This window comes from Oceanicoccus sp. KOV_DT_Chl (assembly GCF_900120175.1).
Classification (GTDB): domain Bacteria; phylum Pseudomonadota; class Gammaproteobacteria; order Pseudomonadales; family Dasaniaceae; genus Oceanicoccus.
The window spans coordinates 741901-761973 of sequence record NZ_FQLF01000005.1; the positions used below are offsets into that span (position 1 = coordinate 741901).

General features: G+C 41.2%; 15 protein-coding genes. 6 read left to right on the forward strand and 9 right to left on the reverse strand.

What is annotated here, in order from left to right; translation table 11 throughout:
• Window positions 1-409 precede the first annotated feature (409 nt).
• A complete protein-coding gene (locus tag UNITIG_RS20720; RefSeq protein WP_235015543.1) occupies window positions 410-1201 on the forward strand; it encodes a glycosyltransferase in 792 nt (263 codons plus the stop codon).
• Between the two features lie 328 nt (window positions 1202-1529).
• Window positions 1530-2669 (forward strand): DegT/DnrJ/EryC1/StrS family aminotransferase, encoded by a 1140-nt coding sequence (locus UNITIG_RS20725; protein WP_101760236.1) that lies wholly within the window; start codon window positions 1530-1532, stop codon window positions 2667-2669.
• 79 nt (window positions 2670-2748) lie between these two features.
• Here UNITIG_RS20725 and UNITIG_RS20730 read toward each other — a convergent pair whose 3' ends face one another.
• Window positions 2749-3951 carry a glycosyltransferase family 4 protein gene (locus UNITIG_RS20730; RefSeq protein ID WP_101760237.1) on the reverse strand — a complete coding sequence of 401 codons (1203 nt, stop codon included), beginning with the start codon at window positions 3949-3951 and terminating at the stop codon, window positions 2749-2751.
• 336 nt (window positions 3952-4287) lie between these two features.
• On the opposite strand from UNITIG_RS20730, the gene wecB reads away from it, so the two are divergent.
• Window positions 4288-5430 carry a non-hydrolyzing UDP-N-acetylglucosamine 2-epimerase gene (wecB, locus tag UNITIG_RS20735; RefSeq protein ID WP_101760238.1) on the forward strand — a complete coding sequence of 381 codons (1143 nt, stop codon included), beginning with the start codon at window positions 4288-4290 and terminating at the stop codon, window positions 5428-5430.
• A 111-nt stretch (window positions 5431-5541) separates the two neighbouring features.
• On the forward strand, window positions 5542-6543 hold the full coding sequence (locus UNITIG_RS20740; RefSeq protein ID WP_101760239.1) for an acyltransferase: 1002 nt from the start codon (window positions 5542-5544) through the stop codon (window positions 6541-6543).
• A 92-nt stretch (window positions 6544-6635) separates the two neighbouring features.
• Here the strand turns inward: UNITIG_RS20740 and UNITIG_RS20745 are convergent, their stop codons facing one another.
• The 7 genes from UNITIG_RS20745 to UNITIG_RS20775 all read right to left on the reverse strand — a co-directional run bounded on the left by UNITIG_RS20745 (window position 6636) and on the right by UNITIG_RS20775 (window position 15695).
• A complete protein-coding gene (locus tag UNITIG_RS20745; RefSeq protein ID WP_101760240.1) occupies window positions 6636-7724 on the reverse strand; it encodes a sugar-transfer associated ATP-grasp domain-containing protein in 1089 nt (362 codons plus the stop codon).
• A 54-nt stretch (window positions 7725-7778) separates the two neighbouring features.
• Window positions 7779-8960 carry a glycosyltransferase family 4 protein gene (locus UNITIG_RS20750; RefSeq protein ID WP_101760241.1) on the reverse strand — a complete coding sequence of 394 codons (1182 nt, stop codon included), beginning with the start codon at window positions 8958-8960 and terminating at the stop codon, window positions 7779-7781.
• Window positions 8961-9076: 116 nt separating this feature from the next.
• Window positions 9077-10468 (reverse strand): phenylacetate--CoA ligase family protein, encoded by a 1392-nt coding sequence (locus UNITIG_RS20755; RefSeq protein WP_101760242.1) that lies wholly within the window; start codon window positions 10466-10468, stop codon window positions 9077-9079.
• 73 nt (window positions 10469-10541) lie between these two features.
• Window positions 10542-11642, reverse strand: coding sequence for a glycosyltransferase (locus UNITIG_RS20760; protein WP_101760243.1), 1101 nt, complete (start codon window positions 11640-11642; stop codon window positions 10542-10544).
• Window positions 11643-11732: 90 nt separating this feature from the next.
• On the reverse strand, window positions 11733-12962 hold the full coding sequence (locus UNITIG_RS20765) for an O-antigen ligase (RefSeq protein WP_101760244.1): 1230 nt from the start codon (window positions 12960-12962) through the stop codon (window positions 11733-11735).
• A complete protein-coding gene (locus tag UNITIG_RS20770; RefSeq protein WP_159931247.1) occupies window positions 12962-14398 on the reverse strand; it encodes a lipopolysaccharide biosynthesis protein in 1437 nt (478 codons plus the stop codon). Before UNITIG_RS20770 ends, UNITIG_RS20765 begins: the two co-directional genes overlap by 1 nt.
• Window positions 14399-14858: 460 nt before the next feature.
• Window positions 14859-15695: a polysaccharide lyase gene (locus UNITIG_RS20775; protein ID WP_101760246.1), complete on the reverse strand. Its 837-nt coding sequence runs from the start codon at window positions 15693-15695 to the stop codon at window positions 14859-14861.
• A 390-nt stretch (window positions 15696-16085) separates the two neighbouring features.
• Between UNITIG_RS20775 and UNITIG_RS20780 the strand changes: the two genes are divergently transcribed.
• Together UNITIG_RS20780 and UNITIG_RS20785 are read left to right on the forward strand one after the other, a co-directional pair.
• Entirely contained in the window at window positions 16086-17126 is a 1041-nt protein-coding gene (locus tag UNITIG_RS20780; RefSeq protein ID WP_101760247.1) for a polysaccharide deacetylase family protein, read from the forward strand.
• Window positions 17127-17301: 175 nt separating this feature from the next.
• The gene (locus UNITIG_RS20785; RefSeq protein WP_159931248.1) at window positions 17302-18429 is read left to right on the forward strand and encodes a glycosyltransferase; all 1128 of its coding nucleotides are present in this window, start codon (window positions 17302-17304) and stop codon (window positions 18427-18429) included.
• Here the strand turns inward: UNITIG_RS20785 and UNITIG_RS20790 are convergent, their stop codons facing one another.
• Window positions 18430-19959, reverse strand: a complete 1530-nt coding sequence (locus UNITIG_RS20790) for an exosortase C-terminal domain/associated protein EpsI (protein ID WP_159931249.1) — start codon at window positions 19957-19959, stop codon at window positions 18430-18432. It lies immediately after the preceding gene.
• Window positions 19960-20073 lie beyond the last annotated feature (114 nt).

A 20073-nucleotide genomic window follows, 5' to 3' on the forward strand; every position in this document is an offset into this window, starting at 1 on the left:
TTATATATAGAAAAAAATATGGCCCTTAGCAACGTAAATAATACTCCATTTACCGCTGTCTATGTTATTCGCCGATTACAAAAACAGGGAGAAGCTGGAGTGTAACATTTGCCCCAGCGCCTAAAATTCAGCAGATAAATACGTCAAAGCGCTGTTTTAGAGGGTTTTCTGTACATATTTCAACCCCATTGCGATTAACTGGTTATTATAATCATCTTTTAAAAAACCAATTTGCTGACACCTTTGTTTTTCCAGCAGCAGTCGAATGTGCAAAATCCCACTTTTTTAATTCTCACAAGACAAAAAGACATCTCACTTCTACAATAGGACATTTGAGATTACGTTAACGGCTGAAATAGCCTCCTTCCTTTTATCGCTTTCATCGAAACAAATAAGAAGCAGAATCAAAATGCTAGAGATTATTTTTTGGACACTACTACTACTATCGGCTTACAGCTACTTTATCTATCCCGTTATTCTCATTCTCCTGATAAAAATGAAACCGACGTTAACAATCAAGGAGCAACCTGCAAGCCCTTTTCCAAATCTCACACTGATTATTACAGCCCACAATGAAGCGAGCCGCATCAGAGAGAAGCTGGATAATTCACTCGAACTTACCTACCCGGAAGCCCAACTTGAAATTATTGTAGCCTCAGACTGCTCAGATGACGGTACCGATGACATCGTCAACGAGTATTCCAATAAAGGTATAAAACTTGTCAGAGCTACTGAACGACTCGGAAAAGAGCACGCGCAACTCTGTGCCATCCAGCAAGCCAGTGGTGACGTGATTGTCTTTTCTGATACAGCGACTCAAATTCCTGAAGATGCCCTTAGCATATTGGGTAAATACTTTACTGATCCAACTATTGGCTCCGTCTCCAGTGAAGACCGTGTGCTGAACCAAAATGGCGAAGTCGCTGGAGAGGGCGCTTATGTCAAATATGAAATGTGGTTGCGTCAACTGGAGTCTAAACTCGCAGGATTAGTTGGCTTAAGCGGCTCATTCTTTGCTGCCAGGAAAATCATTTGCGAAACTTGGGATATTCATTCGCCAAGCGACTTTAACACGGCCTTAAACACAGCCGCCAATGGCTATGCTTCGATTAGCGCACCAGATGTATTAGGCTACTATCAAGACCTGAGCGACCCAGCAAAGAATACGCCAGAAAAACGCGCACTGTCATCCGCGGCCTAACTGCACTTAACAGCAATCCACAAGCCATAAATCCGCTAAAGCATGGCGTCTTTGCTTTTCAGGTCATTAGCCACAAATTAATGCGCTGGCTAGAGCCCTGGTTTTTAATATTACTCTTAGTGACTAATTTAATGTTGTGGGGCGAGGCCAGTATTTATAACTTCGTATGCCTACTACAAATAATATTCTATGGAACCGCTCTATCTGCACACTACTCTCAAAAAATAAGGCAGTTCCCGATCAGCAAATTAATCTACTTCTTCGTACAAGTGAACCTTGCTATTTTTGATGCTAGCTGCCAGTTTTTAAGTGGCAAACGGATGAGCGTATGGCAACCCTCGACCCGATAATACACGGGGATCTCCCTCCTGTAGGGGAAGCTATTCTTATACCCAAGCTTGTGGAACCTGCGCCTGAATTTGACGGCTTCAATGCGCACTATGTAGACTCCGGCACCTCCGCACTGGCCTTAGCCTTACTCGCTGCGAAACAGCTACATCCCGACGTCAAACACCCTGAAGTCATTATCCCAGCCTACTGCTGCCCCGATTTAGTCAGTGCAGCTGTATTTGCAAAAATAAAGCCTGTGGTTGTCGATATTACGCCCAATCAACCTACCTTATGTTTATCTGAACTTAAGCAGAACCTCTCGGGCAATACGATTGCAGTGATCGCGGTAAACTTTCTAGGCATACCTGAACGACTAAAGGAGATAAAAAACCTACTCCCCGCACACTGCCACCTAATTGAAGACAATGCACAATCCTATACCCCATTAACCCGCCCTACTGAATTGCAAGGCGACTTTATTATTACCTCATTTGGGCGAGGTAAACCGGTCAGCTTGCTGGGAGGCGGACTCTGCCTTATTAATTCCACGTTTACTAATCGACTCCAGCTAAGCCCCTATATTCATGCCTCAAGCGATGATCGCCTGTTAACATTAAAAATAAGAGCTTATAATTTACTCATCCACCCCAAATTTTATTGGCTAGCCAATAGAAATCCATTGCTCAACATTGGCCAAACTATTTATAAGCCCTTAAAACAAATAACGGCTATCGATTCTGTCAGAAAGCACTGGCTACAAGCCAACATTCATTGCTACCTGCGAAGAGCGCGCACCATTGAAAAAAATTTAGACGAAACACTAGCAATGCAATGCTTAATACACCCCATCGCTCAGCAAAATCGAGACCCATTACTGCGCTACCCCGTTCTATGTGAACAGCGACAGAACAAAGACCAACTCTACAAAATATTAAATACGAAAGGGCTTGGCGCCAGTACTATGTACGGCTCTAGTATTGATCGAATCCCAGGGATAAACTCTTTGGTGACGCTAACCTCTGATAATCGCCACGCTGCCAGGTTTGCGGAGGCTCTACTCACTTTACCCTGCCATAGCAGGTCCAACCGTTTAATAAAAGACATCTCTCAGGCTTTAAAGCTACTAACCTCCCGTTAAAAACCTGAATCTATTTATTTATACTCAGCCTGCTAACCAGGCTGCACTCACGGCTTAGCTACACTATCTATGCTGATTTTTAGGCTACTGTTCCAACCAGTTTCTGATTAAAATCACGCCCTACTTTATCCCAGCAATAACGCTGATTAACAAAATCAGCACCACCATCCGCAATCTTTTTCATCTGTTGCAAATCGCCGAACATGTCAACTATTTGCTCTACGCAACTTTTTTCATCGTCAGCAATCAATATTGATTCACCATGAATTGCGCATACACCGCCATTAGAAACGGACGAAGATATAATAGGCTTTTTAGCATACATAACTTCCAACATTTTGTTCTGCTGCCCAGCGCCCATTGCCATTGGCAATACAAACAAATCCACCCCATTAACATGTGGCCATATATTATCCAAGGTGCCAGTAACCGAGATGTCATCAGCTTCATAAGCTTTTATTTCCGGCAAGGGGTCCCGGCCAATAATATATAAATGCAAGCCTGGCACACGCAACTTTGCCTGGGCATGGACACGACACAACGTATGCACAGCCTCTACATTTGGTAGGTAAGACATATTTCCAAGAAAACCAATGCTAGGGGTCCGCAATGTCAACGCTTCCGAAGAATAGTTATCAATAAATATCCCATTAGGTATCACCGCTAATTTTCTATCGGCATCAACAACGTAGCCTTCTATTTCCTGCCTATCTCTTGGGGATATATACACCACCAAATCACATACAGAAATAATATCCAATTCCCAGCGACGCATTTTTGCCAGCTTAAGCCTACCCTTGATAGTTTTAGCGCCACTGGTACGTGACTCAGTCAAAGTTGGCGAGTCAATCATATCCATCACCCAGCGATCAGCAGTGATAGATCGGCGACATATTTTTAACGCCTCAGTCAAACCCGGAGCAACCCACAAAACGGCATTATAATGGCTTTCACAAACATCAATAATTTGAGCTGCAAGCTTCACAGCGCCATGACGATAACATCGATAAGGAATACCCCAAGGAGAGAACATGCAAGATAAGCTTTTAATTTTATCCAGAAAGGAATCAGCAGCCCTACTGGTACGTAAAATAGTTATACTGTTGGTGTAATCCGTGAGATCTCCATGCTCAACTTCACCACTGCCATCAGCCAAACAGATCAAATCCACATCGATATATTGTGCCAATTCTTTAATCAATGGGTAATATCGAAGCGTATAGCCATTCCTTGTCGCTGGGTAAGGAATCTCGGCAAGCACTAGTAATACTTTTTCTTTCATACAGCCTCTATTTTTTAACACTGTGAACTGATATTAGTTGAAATACTCAGTTAATATACTTCTATTATATAGGCATTTTACACTGCACCAAGCACAAATCCCGACACACAAACTAAATAGCATAATTTTTCAAAATAAACCACATTGAAACAACGAGATATCATACCGAAAGTTGATATTGAAGCCCCGAAATAAATACAGCATACTTCCAATCAAAGCATAATCATTACTGGTCGATTGTTATGGTATAGAAGTAAACATTCACCAGTAAAAAAACATGCCATAGATATTACGACTAACAGCGCCTCAGAAATCCGACAAAGGTATAAAACAGCAATGACTATAAAGGTACTTAACGTTTTCGGCACAAGGCCGGAAGCGATTAAAATGGCTCCCGTTGTGCTCGGATTGCAAAATGATCCAAACTTTTTTCCTTTAGTCTGTGTTACCGCGCAGCACAGAGAGATGCTGGACCAAGTCCTTTCGATATTTGATATCAAACCAGATTTTGATCTTAACTTAATGAAACCAGGTCAATCCCTCGCAGAGATTACCTCAAGGGTTCTGCATGGCGTTTCAGATGTTATTAAAGAGACAAAACCCGATATCGTCCTGGTACATGGTGATACCACTACATGCTTTGCAGCAAGCTTAGCCGCCTTTTACGAAGGGGTAAAAATAGGCCACGTAGAAGCCGGGTTAAGAACAGGAAACATGCAGGCGCCGTTCCCCGAAGAGGCCAACCGCTCACTAGTCGGGCGGCTAAGTAATTTTAATTTTGCGCCGACACCCGCAGCAGTCAACAATTTATTAGCAGAAAATATATCAGAATCAACCATCACGAAAACGGGAAACACCGTTATTGATGCATTAAAAATTGCCACCGACAAAGTAAAACACCTCGACGAAGACTTACTAGAACACCAATTCGGGACAGATATCATCAATAAAGTATCCGATAAATCCAGAAAATTGATCTTGATAACCGGGCACCGTAGAGAAAACTTTGGCCAAGGATTTATAGATCTGTGTAACGCCATCAAAGAACTCGCCAATAACCATCCCGACTGGGATTTTATTTATCCCGTGCATTTAAACCCAAACGTACAGACCCCAGTCAACAAAATATTAAACGGGCTAGATAATGTAATACTAATCAAACCTTTAGAATACTTACCATTTGTCTGGATTATGTCCAACGCTGACTTAATCTTAACCGACTCTGGTGGGGTCCAGGAGGAGGGGCCATCACTGGGCAAGCCCGTTCTGGTGATGCGTGATGTCACAGAGCGCCCAGAGGCTGTAGAAGCAGGAACCGTCCTTTTAGTCGGCACCAATACAAAATCCATAACCAACGGTATAGAAAACGTACTCAATGATGATACTCTCTACAACAAAATGGCAACTGCAATTAACCCATATGGTGATGGCAAAGCCACACCAAGAATTATACAAACACTAACTGATAATTTTAGCTGAGCAAAACGGCAACTGGGCCACGGTGGTTTGATTTAGGTAAGCCAAAATTTACATCAACAACCAAGCATTTTATTAACCGTAGAAAACCATGCCAGCCATCAAGGAAAGAAGATGAGAATTGCCGCATTAGACTTGATAAGATTTTTTGCCGCTTTAGCTGTAGTACTTTACCACTATATTTCACGACCAGAATCTACCGCGTTCCCAACACTGGCTACAATCACCCAATTTGGATATCTCGGGGTACCGCTATTCTTCATTATTAGCGGCTATGTTATTGCTCTATCTGCTGAAAATAGAACGCCAATCCAATTTGGAATCTCCAGGTTTGTACGATTATACCCAGCTCTATGGGCCGGTGTTATATTTACCGTGCTAACACTTACCATACTCACAAAAGACAATTTCAGCATTGCCCAAATATTAGCCAATTTTACACTTTTGAATGAATATATGGGATTTGAAGATATAGACGGCGTCTATTGGACACTCAAGAAAGAACTCAAGTTTTACCTATGCATTTTTTTATTATTACTTTTTGGTGTTTTTCACCAGTATAAAATATGGCTGAGTTTATGGCTTGGAATAACAGTTCTCCACAGCTTGACGGGGCAGCCTTTTTTTATGGGGTGGTTTATTTCACCTGGCTACTCCTCATTTTTTATTGCCGGCATAGCTTGCTTTTTAATACAAAAAGAAGGCAACACTCCTTTCAACTTGATCGTCCTGCTATCTTCATTAGTAATCTCAAGCTTTAAAGCATTCGACCAGGCCGATGGCTTTCTATTAGTCGCCAACGCCACCACAAAATCAATTGCAGTAATAATAATTTGGCTTTCTTATGCATTGATATATGCAATGGCCACCGACAGAATAAAGATAAAGCAACGCAAAATAATTCTGACTCTTGGCGCTCTCACATACCCGCTATACTTAATACACAACCTCGCCGGCAAAGCAATAATTGACCAATATTCAAGCTTCATCGCTGAAGAAATATTGATCTTCACCACAATCGTCATTATGTTATTTATTTCATGGGTCATTAACATAACGATTGAAAAGCCATTAGCGACACCACTCAAAAACCTACTACTTTCAAAATTCAAATAGTCACTATTAAAAAGAGTAACCCGATCAAGAAAGCCCCATATTCAAAACAAAGAAATATCAAATTAATTTTTTAGAGACTGCAATCTCATTTATTATTGTAAATTTTTTTGATACTTATTGATCAGCAGTCCGTAGGCCGAAAATTCTTCGCGTACTAATTTATTTTTTAATAAAGGCCCACATGCTTGCTCAAACATAACATTATCATACTCAGCGTTAAGCTCAATAATGACCGGCCCATCTTTTGAAACCGCTATATCCTGACCAAGCAATTTATTATATGGCAATTTTCTTTGGACCTCTTCAGCAAGCGCCACAACCTGCTGCCAACATGGAACTGTAAATCCTTCAAAAGCAATATTGGAAGTTGGATGAATATAAAACGACCGACCTTTATTATCATGAGCCACATCGACTAAAGTTCCATCATCCATATTAATCTTGACCGCGACCCCACCCTGAGATGTATTATCCAACAGTGCACCACCAATACCGATTCGCAATCTAGCACCAATAATAATCACATCGCCAGATCTGGTCATCATCGTAACAATTCGAATGGTGTTTACTGAACTGGAAAAAGCAGCCAACGCCTGATGCTGCTCCAGAAACTCTTGAACCACTGCCACCGACGTCAACTCATATGAATCAAGCGGAAAAAACTCCTTGCCTGCCTGAACTACAATGCCCTCATCGGCCTTGCTCACAAACAATATTCCTGCGCCCCCTCTCCCCTCTATTGGTTTAAGTATGAGCTTTTTATCTGGACGATCACTCAAAATCTCAAGCATCCGCTGTTTAAAATTGCGCGCCTCTACAATTCCATGCCCCATTGGAACCGGCAACTGGCAAGCCAAGCACAGCAAATGACAAATATGCTTATCGTCAAATAACAGCCTGTATTTAATCGGAAAAACTTCTTTTCTAAGGCGCCAGCGCTGCCAAGGATTATACAAAGAACCATAGTAATAAACCCACTCCTCCCTAGGTAGCTCCCACAAACGGCACTTATTGTAGTTATCAGGGAAATAGTTGAGCCTAAAGAAGATATACAGCAGATCTTTTACGACCTGCCATCGCGATACGTCACACTCCTTCCAATTAACTTCTATAAAATAATAATAAGGAAGCGCAACAAAGCGTATAAGCTGACGAATAATGGGGTGGCTTTCTTGTAACATTTACAAAGACCTAAAAGAATTTTTAAACCGAACAGGAGCTCTCATCTAAAACAACTAAGAATATCGACTAACGACCTCCGCCAGACGCTCCTCATCAACACTCCAATTATGCTTATTTTCTACGGCTTGCTTACCTAGCGCCCCATACTCATCCGCCCGTTCATAAACATCGTTTATCGCCCTGCAAAAATCTTCAGGACTTTCACTCTTAAATACCACGCCGCAACGCTCTTCCTCCAATATCCGCTTCAATGGAGCAGCAGCACTTGCAACCACAGGTAATCCCAACCCCATATAATCATATAACTTGTTGGGGATCGTCGTGTTCTTATGATCATTTACAACATGGGGAATCAACCCAACCTTACATAAGCTAACGTAGTTATATATTAACTGATGCTCCACCCAACCAACCCAAAGCACATATTTTTCTACGCCAAGTCGCTTCGCCTGCTCCTTTAATTGCTTAACTGCATAACCATCACCAACAACAACGAATAGAAAGTCCGGAATTTTTCTGACGATCTCTGGCAAAGCTTCAATAACTATCTGCAAACCCCTGCCTAGCTGAATTCCACCTACATAGATGGCAGAATATTTTTTTTCGATCAGATCAAGAGTATCATTCACTATCTTTTCTTGCTGTTTGAATACGGATAGCGATGGTGTATTACCAACTACCGTTACTTTATCTTTTTCACCCCCACCTCTCAGCACTACGTCTGCAGCCTCTTCTGCAACAACAAAAATATGGTCAGCGCGCTTAAAAGAATACCTCTCAACTATTTTTGCCAAGTAGGGATTGCGAACAATCAAGTTAAAGCCTTTAAACTTCTTACTTTTCCACATTGCCCCAACCAATGAAACATAATCTTCAGCCATATCAAATAACACAGGTATATTATTTCTTTTCCCAGCCCATATCCCGGCAATAGCCATCGGCAAGTCACGCACAATAATTAAATCAATATTTTCAGCTGCTATTATTTTATCTAAAAACCGTTTCCATATAGGGCTAAAAAAAACCGGGAAGGAAAGAAAATAATTTGTTCTGCTATTTGTATAAGGTTTAATTCTATGGATATGAAGATCATTATCTATATCATATTCCGCCAACTTTTTTAGATTTCTGGCAGCTATATGTACAGTATTGCCACGCTCAACTAATGCAGAGCATATTTTTTCCACCCTGACATCCCAAGGGTAGTCGGCATCCCATATATACAATATATTCACTCTAAAGCTCCTTTAACAACAACCATATGACACACTAGCATGCATCGTTCATTCATATAGACCTTTGGTAGAGCGAAGACCAGCTGAACTGAACGAACAGAAAATATTATTTCGTGCTAATTCTTCTGTATCGTAGAGAGAATAGATTTGAATTTCCCCCCCCGACCTCTTTCAATTTCTTCCACAAGAACGCACTCAATTTCGATCATATCACCAAGCCTTTTACGTAACTCAGCGATAAACGCCTGCTCTATCTCTCGGTTATACTCGCCACCCACAACTAATTTTACCGTCACCTTGCTACTATTAGACTGTAAATATTGCGCCTCTTTTACAGGAAAGCCCTTCAGCACTGGGCTGAGCCGCCCAACACGCCGCCCTTCCGGGGTGACAATCACATCATCATTCCGACCCAAGATCGCATCAACCAGCGGAAATGGACTGCCACAAGAACATGTCTGACTACCGGCTATAGCTCTATCGCCGATGCGGTAACGAATCAGCGGCATTACATCGTTTATAAATCCAGTGCATACCACCTCAGCCTCTTCGCCAGGCAACGCAGGCTGACCATCAGCATCAATTAACTCAACGACACCAAAATCACTGTGTATATGATACAAGCCAGCCGCACACTGACCAATAAAAAGACACATTTCAGCAGCGCCATACTGGTCATAAATCCGAGCATCAAAAACTTCTTCAACTACCTGCCGCTGATTTTCATGCAATGTTTCACCTGATGTTGTTATTGCAGCAGTCATCCCAGCAAGGTCCACTTGATTTTTTTTAGCATACTCAGCCAGACTATAAATACTGGAAGGATAAGAGTCTATGTAAGCAGGCCTATAGCTACGAAGCTTATCGATATATGCGGGCATATTGTCATCAGCCAGATGATAGGAAGAACATAATAAATTACGCTGCGGCAAGTTATAACGCCAAAAAGGCGGCTCTTTCACAAAAGAAGGGATTACTATCCGCCCGCCAAAAGTCGCCTTTCGATCACCGACACGGATACCTGCCTGATTTAAAAAACGATCATACATTGCATAGTTTTTTCTTCGCACATCAGCAGTACAGTATATTTTAAGCGGAGTTCCTGTGGAGCCTGTTGTATTTATCTGTATCAATTTTTCAAGCTCATAATCATCATTAACCAAACTTTCTGGGCTACTTCTAATTACCGATTTTTCAAGCAATGGAATTTTATGTAAATCTTTAACACCCGAAAAATCGCTTGCAGTAATTCCCGCCTCTTTAAATAGGCCGCTGTAATACGGAACCTTATTTTCAGCAAGCGCAATAATGCGAATCAACTCTTTATCGACATAAGCAGCCATCTCGTCCGCAGAAAAATTTGCACGAGCGCAAGACTCGGTATAGTACTTGTGATAATGGCCAGCATGCTGCGTATAACGAACACCAAGCCCATACACTGATATCGCAATGTTTTGAAAAAAAACGGGCAGTAAATAGTAAATTTTTTCCAAGTATTTTTTTAACATAATTTTTTTTACTTATTACAATCTCTAGACTTTATTGAATCACGCATAGAAAACTTTACTGACCGTTTTAGCTCTATTGGTACTTTTTATATAAAGAAAGAGTTTGGGTTAAACTGCTCTCAAATGACATATCACCCGTCACAGTAGCCACTGCACCATCAACAAGACCGCGTGCCTTAACAGGATTATCAATTAGCTCCAAACAAGCGCCAGCCAAAGCCGAAACATTGCCAAGCTCAACAAGAATACCATTCACGCCATCCTCTATCACTTCAGGAATTCCACCCACACGAGTACAAACTACCGGAATTTTAAAACACATAGCTTCAAGCAATGAGATCGGCACACCTTCATGATGAGAGCAAAGAACAAATACATCCATCATCTCTAGAAACTTATCTACATCATCCTGAAATCCAGTGAAAATTAATTTTTCAGAAATATTTAATCGTTCAGCCTGCATACTTAGCTCACCAAGTAACGGGCCATCTCCAACAATGATCAACTTCACCTTATCATTGACTTCACACATCTTGCTTAGAGCATTTATTAAAAAAATATGGTTTTTCACTGGAACCAAACGTCCTACAGTACCAATAATTACTTCGTTAGTGTCAGACCGAGCATGTTTCGAATCGAAATGGTTTTTTAAATCGCACTTTATTCCATTGCGGACGACATGAGCGTCATTTGATATAACGTCACACTTTACAATGTATTCTAATAAATCTTTTGACACCGCAATAAGCGTATCACTTAAATATCTGGCATTGATCCTTTCAATATAGGTGTATTTCTTTCTGACCCCCAACATACCCTTCCCGTGGTGAGTACGAATAACGTTAATACCCAAGCCCCTGGACGCCAACCCCGCAATAAGGTTCTCTTTAAATCCATGGACATGAATAATATCAGGTCGTATCCGCTTGAGCGCTTTATACATCCCCATTAACAAACCCAAAAAACCGGAATTACTTTCATCAACCACCACAACACTAATGCCTGTAGCAGTTAATCGGTCATACAGCTTCCCGTAATTGAACAATATTGCGCAGACAGCAACACGCTCATTCAAACCTTTAATCAATCCATAAACCTGAGCTTCAGCGCCACCCCATAAATCGCCTGACACCACATGACAAATTTTTAAATCGCTCAGATTTCTATCAACCATGTTATCTATCAGCCCATCTAAAACTGTTGAAAACTTTTTGCAAAGTGGACCAAGCTAAAAATGCAGCCATTAAGCTCGACACACTACCGCTCATGTCGGCATTGATCCCGAACTGCCGCCCTTTAAGCTATATCCAATACGAGCCGTAGCCACGATTATCGCCGTCATATACCAATAATGAGGATAATATAAAACCGATATAAAGGTAGCCGATGCAAAGAAACCCGCAAGCGATGCCAGAAATGCTATTGACATTGCCTCCAGATATTTCTCATCCGCATTTGGTTCTGCTTTGTTAAACCTAATTGACAATATATCTTTCAAGTTAAACTTGAGCAGCCTGAAATACAAAATAATCCCGATGATCCCCAGCTCTGGAATGAGGGTAAACCACAATGAGTGGGCCACACGCCCCCACATCCCGCGCTTAAAACGATCTCCTTGGTAGTCTGGAAAATGAACCTGAAAATTATTTCCACCAACCCCTAGCGGATAATCCAAAAACATATCCCAAGCAGACGCCCACGACATCAGTCTGGCATTTGCTGTGCCTTCCGATTGATCTGTAACCGTTGACATTTCCTGCTTATATGTATCATCACTATAAACATATGCCACTACTGCCAACACACAGATTAAAAATAGCGACAGCATCTTTCTGGGACTCACAAACCACACAATTGAAAACATGACGACAAGACCCACAAATCCACCCCTGGAAAATGAAATCACCACTGTCATCAAACCAATAATTAAAGCTGAAAAATATAAAAGCCTTATTTTCTTATTGGTTTCAGCCATAGCAAGAAAATAGCAAAATGGAATGACCATATTTATATACAAGGAAATATCATTCTCATCGGCAAAATAGTTGCCCGACCCAACACCGTTATGCATCAATCCATAAAGCGCTACATAAGTCATCACACCGATGTAAAACCGCATAAAGACTTTTAATCTTTCTACCGAATTTACACATACAACAATAGAGATGATTAACGGCATAAACTTAAACATATCGCTAAATGTGCGGTATGCATATGTACCATTCAATGCGAACGGTATATAAACAGCCAAGAGAAGAAGTATAAACCAGATCATTCTTAACTGATGACTCTTACTTAAAGCAAGACCTTTGTCTTTAAAGATAAAAATAATAAGTGGAATAATTGCCAGCATTCCCGGACGCAAAAAACCTATAGGCAAAAAATCTTGGGGACGCCCATAATCAACCAACAAACACAAAATAGTAAAGTAAAACCATTTATTAGAAATTTCCGAATTCTCATCCTTTAGCATTTTTTCAGAATCAACTCTCATCAAGAAGCCCTAAACTCCTGAATAAATGTCCAAATATTTCGATCAAAAATCCACAAAAACAGCAGATAGCATGCTGATGATATCGCAACCGTAACCGGCAACATTATTATTACATCAACCTGATATAGAGTAGACAAACTCTTTAAAATATAGACCGCAAGACTCAAAGCTAAGACACCCAATACCGGCGACCTCAAGGTTGCAAGATATTGTCCGCCACCAATACCAAGCTTGATATTGGTGTAAGTCAACCAAACAATACTGATTGCCAGGTAAGTTGTAAACCAAGGGATAAGAATAGCATTTGTTTCATATTGAACTGCAAAATAAAATGATATAGACATAAACACAGCACAAGATGCACTGTAACACACACCCCTTTTAGGATAACCTAAAGCCATATGAGCAAAGTTCACCACTGCGTTTAATGTAGTAATAATCTGGGAGAGACATAAAAACTCAAAAAGAAAAACTATTGGCATCCACTTCTCACCAAGAAGCAGAAAAACCAGTTCTTCCCCTAACAAAAAACCAAAAACAAAAATTGGAAAAACCAAAAGAGCTGTATATTTTATTGTCGTTAAATAGCTAGATCTGAACTTATCCATATCATCTTGATATCTGGAGAATAACGCATAGGAAACTTGATTAATGGTTGTAGCTATTTTATCAGTAGGCATCTGTGCTAGCTGCATAGCTAATAAATAATACCCCAATACCTCAAGCTCCCAAGCTCTACCTGCAAAAAAACGGTCTGACATTTCGAAAATATAGAAGAAAGATGAGCTAATCGCTACTATCACGCCAAATCGAAGATATTCCTTTGCTTCAGAAAAATTGAAATATACTTTTGGCCTCCAGGTAGTTGCTCGATACACTAATATTAATTTCGCAAACCCAAGCACAATGCGACCGCCGACCAAGGTCCATACACCACCACCATTATAAGCAATGGCCAACATAGCCATACAACCAATCACTGTCGTCTGAATCTGGATAATACCAACGGTTTTATATTCCAGGTTGCGCTTCAACAAACTCATTGGCACAACTTGAAGCCCGGTAAAAATAAACAGAACTGATATCGCCTGTACTAAAGGAACAACTTGAGGCTGATCAAAGATATGAGCCGTTAAGTACGCAACTGGAAAACAGGCTGCGGCAAACACCACACCAACCCCTAGCGACAACCAAAATACTGATGATAAATCTCGCTCAGTAGGCTCATCACGCTGTATTATTGATGCACCTATGCCCATTTCACTTAGCATTTCGGCGTAACCCGTAATCATCGTAGCCATAGCCGCCAACGCATAATCTGCCGGCAATAATATCCTGGCAACTGCGATAGTCACCGCCCATGACACAGCCTGACTAAGTGCTTTAAAGAGGGCAAACCAACTACCATTACTTACGGCTTTTTTTACCAGCGACAAAATATGTGCATCCTTATATAAATATTAAACTACTAGCCTTGATGCCGTAACTTACGAACTCACTCCAACAGCGAATGCCCCCTGCACCCACCTCAATTAACTGCACCCTCACAAAACAACAGATCTACAAACAGACAAGGTACGCGGTATTGACGAAATGATTTGAACTGCCAAGAGATCCTCACATTCACTTTAGCGCCTAGAACAAAGCACTCAAACTACCAAACAAACAAAAAGCAATAAAGTATGAACTGATATGAGAGATTATTCCAACAAACCATCGAAACTACGGCGATATCTGGCAATAATACCAAATACCTGATAAATGATTTTAATACTAAGACGGAAACAACAAGATCACAGGAACGAAATTTGAGCGAGGATCAGAAGGGAATACAAAAAACACCCACAGCAATACCATTTATAGTATCAGAGTGCGGGTGTTTACAATTTTTCTATATTATTGAATTGTAGTTTGCACATTACTTGGCGCTAACGGCCTTGATTTAGTTGAAACATCTCGATCCAGAGTAGTGGATAAGTATAAATCATCAATATACCGATAAACCGTCTCACTTGGGTCCTGCCCATAGTTTGTTAAATTGCCCCCAAACCACATCGCCTGCCATCCCTCACCATTAGGCTTGCCTCTGGCAGTTGATTTCCACATCATATTTTGGTTATCGACAATTAACTGGTCATCTATCCAAATCTGCAACACCCCATCAGGTACATCTACAGCAGAATTCAATACCATCCAGGTTTCAACCTTATACCAATGATTGGTCGTTATATAAGGTTGGCCATTGCCAAACGTAGTTGTTGCAGGATACTTACCAATAAGGTCAGAACTACCAATTGCATTATTATAATTATAAGAATAGTTTCTATCCGGGTCGCTACCCTCCCTCCAAATCAGCTTTTCCGACATATAGGCATGGTCACCAGATGTATAATCTGATGTAGTAAAATACCTGGAGGTTTTTAATCCTGCAGGCCAATTACCAGCCCACTGACCTTCAAAACGCTCATACTTGCGAGTAAAAAGGCTGTTGGTAAAGGGAAACCTTTTGTAGAAAAAAGACCCCGCTTCATCCTCGCTGTATGCAATTCTTATAGACTTTGAACCTGAATGAGCCTGATCAGTCGATAACGTCGCAAATCCCCATGTATCTACGTCATCAAAAATCTGGTTCAAAGTCCCACTTTCCAAATCACTGCTGAATATCTCTTCACCGTATGTTATTGAAGCGAAGCCCAAAGCAATAACCAAGGGGACCATCTGTAATAGTTTCATATATCACCTCTGAACAAAAACACCCGCTGCACGCTCTCGAACAGCATGAGCCTTATATACCTTTAATAGAATAGGCAGGCCTATATTGAACCCTCAGACCAAACACTATCTCAACCAACAACAATTAAAATTCTACTACAAAATATCTACTCAACTATGACACCACTTCACAATACCAGTATATCACTGCAAATATTACCTGCCCGACCGACCTATACAAGCTAAATCATCACCTTTAGCATGACGACGCCCCCTGTTAACACTTATCCTTAAAAATCAGATACTTGCTAAACCCCATCTAGATCATAAAATCATTGAACGAGCCCTATTTAAAACTTACTATGAGCCGCTAAGTAATTGATATAAATAAGATCTTTATAAGATAATGCCATGACACTTAATAAAACGACAATCAAGAAATTTTTGAGGTACTGCGTCTCACAGGCCTACTATATTACCAATAGCTATAAACGCGCCAATAATGGCAAAGTAATAGTGCTAATGTATCACCGAGTACTTAAAGATAATGATAATTACGCCTCATTTATTCAGCCAGGAATGTATGTATACCAATCAACCTTTAAATTACAGATGGAGTTTTTAAGCAAACACTACAAGATAATTTCGATGCCCGACCTGCTATCGATGATGAACAGCAACGAAATCGACAACAAAACACAATACTGCGTTATAACATTTGACGATGGCTGGAGAGATAATTATCAATATGCCTACCCCATTATGCGCGAGCAGGCCATTCCGGCGACTATTTTTCTGGCGGAGTCATATATTGGCACGAACCAAAGTTTCTGGCATGAGAAACTATCTCGACTGTTTTATTTATACAGCATCAATTCTAACCACGTACCCAGCCCTGATCGTTCGTCTAAAAATAAAGACGGTCCATTATATTGCCTCGAAGAACATCTCTTTTCCAAACCCAGGCAATCACTCACCATTGATTCTGCAATAGAAGCATTAAAAAAATATGAGAACCATGAAATCGAGCAAGCCATAAACACGCTGGCACTTTCACTCAACATACCTCTCAATAACGATAACGATCGCGACATGCTTAACTGGGAAGAAATAGATGAAATGGGAAAAGCCAACATCGCCTTTGGCTCTCATACTTGCGGACATAAAATACTGACAAATATATCAACTGAAGAAGCAGAGCAAGAAATTCACCTATCAGCAGAAAAACTAAGTATTCGAAACGTAAACTACACTCCGGTTTTTTGCTACCCAAATGGACGCTACAATGAGAATATCAGAGAGCTCGTTATCAAGGCGGGGTATCAGGCGGCTGTCTCAACCAAGCTGGGCAGCGAAACTCTTCCACTAGCTGATAAATTTGGAATTAAACGAATCGGACTACATGACGACATAACTTACAATATGCCCTTATTTTCCTATAGACTAAAATGATATGTTGTTGGAGTTACTCCGTGACATTAACGCCTTAGCATTAATTTAGTCATTATCCAAACAGCCAGCACCCAATTTATTTTAGCCACCGAAATAATCAACCCACTATGCTCACAGCTGCCAACTTAAAAGCCACACCTCATTCACGTTACTTTTAAATAGTTAAATGACACTTATGACAACCCCTACCACTCATAAAAAATTACACCTACTCCAAATCACCCACGACTTGGACTTTGGCGGCTTACAGCAAGTTATTTATAATATTTGCCGCACTATAGACCGTGATCAATTCGAAGTATCTGTTCTATGCCTCCGAGCCAAGGGATGTTTTACAGAAGATGTTGAAGCACTGGGGATACCTGTATATTGCATAGCACCACCATCAGGCTCTACTGACTATTTTCTCTTCTTAAAAGTAGCGAAACTACTTCGAAAACTAAAAATAGATGTTGTTCACACGCACAACACACAACCCTTTATTGACGGTACATTAGGTGCACTTTTAGCGGGCACAAAAACCATTGTTCACACTGACCACGCCAGAGACTTCCCGGATAAGACCCGATATATGATAGCGGAATGGTTTATGTCCCAATTCGCTTATCGTGTCGTCGGCTGCTCAGAACACACATCTGAAAACCTCCATAAGTTTGAAAAGATTTCGAAGCAAAAAATAGTCACCATCGAAAATGGAATAGATCCTTCACGCTTCAACATATCAATAGACACAGACGCGAAACGATTAGCGCTTGGCATTAACCAGTCAGGCCCAATCATTGGACTAGCCGTCCGGCACAGCAAACAAAAAGGTATTTGCTACTTACTTGACGCCATGCCTTTCGTCATTAGTAAAATTCCAAATATCACCTTACTCATAGCAGGTAGCGGCGAACTTACCGAAACGCTTAAATCTCAAGCCCAGAGGCTAGGCTTAAACGAAAACGTTAAATTTATTGGCCCCAGACTAGACATCCCCGAGCTACTCCAGTTATTTGATCTATATGTACTGCCCTCTCTGTGGGAAGGTCTACCAATGGTTATTCTAGAGGCAATGGCAGCAGGATGCCCGGTCCTAGCCACCGACGTGGGGGGCAACTATAAAGCCATTGAAAATGGTGTAAATGGATGCCTGGTAGAAGCAAGCTGCAGTGAAAGTCTGGCTCACAATATTGTCGAATTACTTACAGACCCGAAAACGCTTACACAGTACCGGGAACAGAGCTTCGAAAAATTTAATAAACACTATAGCGCACATATTATGACATCAAGATACATGCGCCTTTACCAACGGCAAGATTAATTATTCAAACCCGGAATCTACAGCATGATTCAGAATAACTGAAAGCTCTGGATAAGCACTACTCAAACTTTCCTCCACCCCTTCACAGGTTCTATCACAGGCCACTGATAAAGCGACAAAAGCAGCCTCACTCCTTCCAACAAAGACCCCTCGAATTTGTTGCAGTTTGGCATTGATATCTGTTAGCACCGTAACGCCTCCTACACGATACCAATACCAGACTACGCGTTTCTGCGAGCCATTAGAAATCTGCAACTGCTTTACACTATCTCCGCCAACCGGAACCACTTCGCTATCACCAACAATACGCCACACATCACCATCAACTATCTTGTTACGAGTACTAATTAGCTCCCGCCCCTGTGACTGTCTCGCATACGCAATACCATGCATGCTGACAAACTGCCCTCTACTTTCTGCATTTTGATGATACTGCCAATCAGCGCTAACAAACACTGGATACCATTGCCTAGGCTTGAGAGGCAGCAAAGTCCAACCACGCACGTCCTCAACGGTATGATCAGAGATGGCACCTTCAGACTGCTGTAACACCAGTGCCAAAAACGGTCCAACTGATAACGTAATGCCAAGCATTAGAATATGGCCGACCGACAACCTTTGGCCACTCAGCGCGCTGACCACATCTTTATTTTCGGCAGTCCATTGTTCAGCAACACCCAGCCGCTTGAGCTCATTTTTTTTCAAAAAATGAGTCAGCACAATAAGGCTTAATACCACTGCCAAGTAGATATACCAACCAAACATCAAATGATCAGTAACGAGCGAGCTCTGCATCTCGGAAAAATAACCAATAAGAATTAGTGCGAATACGCGAACCCAATTTGTCAATAATCCTAAAGTAATGGCTACTGCCAAAAGAATCAGGCGACTACGTGCAGAGCGTAAATCTAAATTTCCATAAATTGCAGCCAACGATATTGAAACTACAAAATAACTCAAACCGCTGCACCCGCTAGCAATCTCAATAACCCCCGAGGGCATCACTATCCTGTTACCTTCGAGTAACGCCGTTATGTTACTTAACGCTATCAGATGACTATTAACCCAGACTGTTAAATCCTGAAGCGTTGAATTTAAAATCTCCCAAAATGGAATGACCGTATAAAAAACAACCATAACCGGCGCACTGACCCACACAAATCTGGAACCCAAAATTGCACCCAAAGCACAAACATAAATTGCCGGTAATAATAACTGCTGAACAACCATCACCTGGATAACATAGGCCATCAACCACACAAAACTCATACCGGCTAACGGCAGCAACCAAAGCCTATTAGGGCCGGTGATAACACCCCCTAACCGCCAACGCTGTTCCCATAAAACATAGAAAATCGCAACTACAATAATATATCCATGGGCATAGAATTCACTCCAAGCCACCCATTTACGGTGCAAGCTCTCAAAAGTAGGGAAATAAAGGGCAACTATGGTCACCGCCACCAACACTATGGGGCTAACCAACTTCCGACCTAACATCCCTTGCACGTACTTTTGTTCTTTTTCCATTGACCACAAAACCATATATCGAGAGGGAATAGTCCCCAAAGAAAACTTTTTAATTCGTGCTACTATTGTTAACCAACCCCGGCACTAACCAATAACATCTGCTACCAAGAGCCA

What these genes read in the sequence shown, in the direction of transcription:
- UNITIG_RS20790 (WP_159931249.1), bottom strand. Translation starts at nt 19,959, where the DNA reads ATGGAAAAAGAACAAAAGTACGTGCAAGGGATGTTAGGTCGGAAGTTG.
- UNITIG_RS20740 (WP_101760239.1), top strand. Translation starts at nt 5,542, where the DNA reads ATGAGAATTGCCGCATTAGACTTGATAAGATTTTTTGCCGCTTTAGCT.
- UNITIG_RS20730 (WP_101760237.1), bottom strand. Translation starts at nt 3,951, where the DNA reads ATGAAAGAAAAAGTATTACTAGTGCTTGCCGAGATTCCTTACCCAGCG.
- UNITIG_RS20745 (WP_101760240.1), bottom strand. Translation starts at nt 7,724, where the DNA reads ATGTTACAAGAAAGCCACCCCATTATTCGTCAGCTTATACGCTTTGTT.
- UNITIG_RS20775 (WP_101760246.1), bottom strand. Translation starts at nt 15,695, where the DNA reads ATGAAACTATTACAGATGGTCCCCTTGGTTATTGCTTTGGGCTTCGCT.
- UNITIG_RS20785 (WP_159931248.1), top strand. Translation starts at nt 17,302, where the DNA reads ATGACAACCCCTACCACTCATAAAAAATTACACCTACTCCAAATCACC.
- wecB (WP_101760238.1), top strand. Translation starts at nt 4,288, where the DNA reads ATGACTATAAAGGTACTTAACGTTTTCGGCACAAGGCCGGAAGCGATT.
- UNITIG_RS20725 (WP_101760236.1), top strand. Translation starts at nt 1,530, where the DNA reads ATGGCAACCCTCGACCCGATAATACACGGGGATCTCCCTCCTGTAGGG.
- UNITIG_RS20760 (WP_101760243.1), bottom strand. Translation starts at nt 11,642, where the DNA reads ATGGTTGATAGAAATCTGAGCGATTTAAAAATTTGTCATGTGGTGTCA.
- UNITIG_RS20755 (WP_101760242.1), bottom strand. Translation starts at nt 10,468, where the DNA reads ATGTTAAAAAAATACTTGGAAAAAATTTACTATTTACTGCCCGTTTTT.
- UNITIG_RS20720 (WP_235015543.1), top strand. Translation starts at nt 410, where the DNA reads ATGCTAGAGATTATTTTTTGGACACTACTACTACTATCGGCTTACAGC.
- UNITIG_RS20780 (WP_101760247.1), top strand. Translation starts at nt 16,086, where the DNA reads ATGACACTTAATAAAACGACAATCAAGAAATTTTTGAGGTACTGCGTC.
- UNITIG_RS20765 (WP_101760244.1), bottom strand. Translation starts at nt 12,962, where the DNA reads ATGAGAGTTGATTCTGAAAAAATGCTAAAGGATGAGAATTCGGAAATT.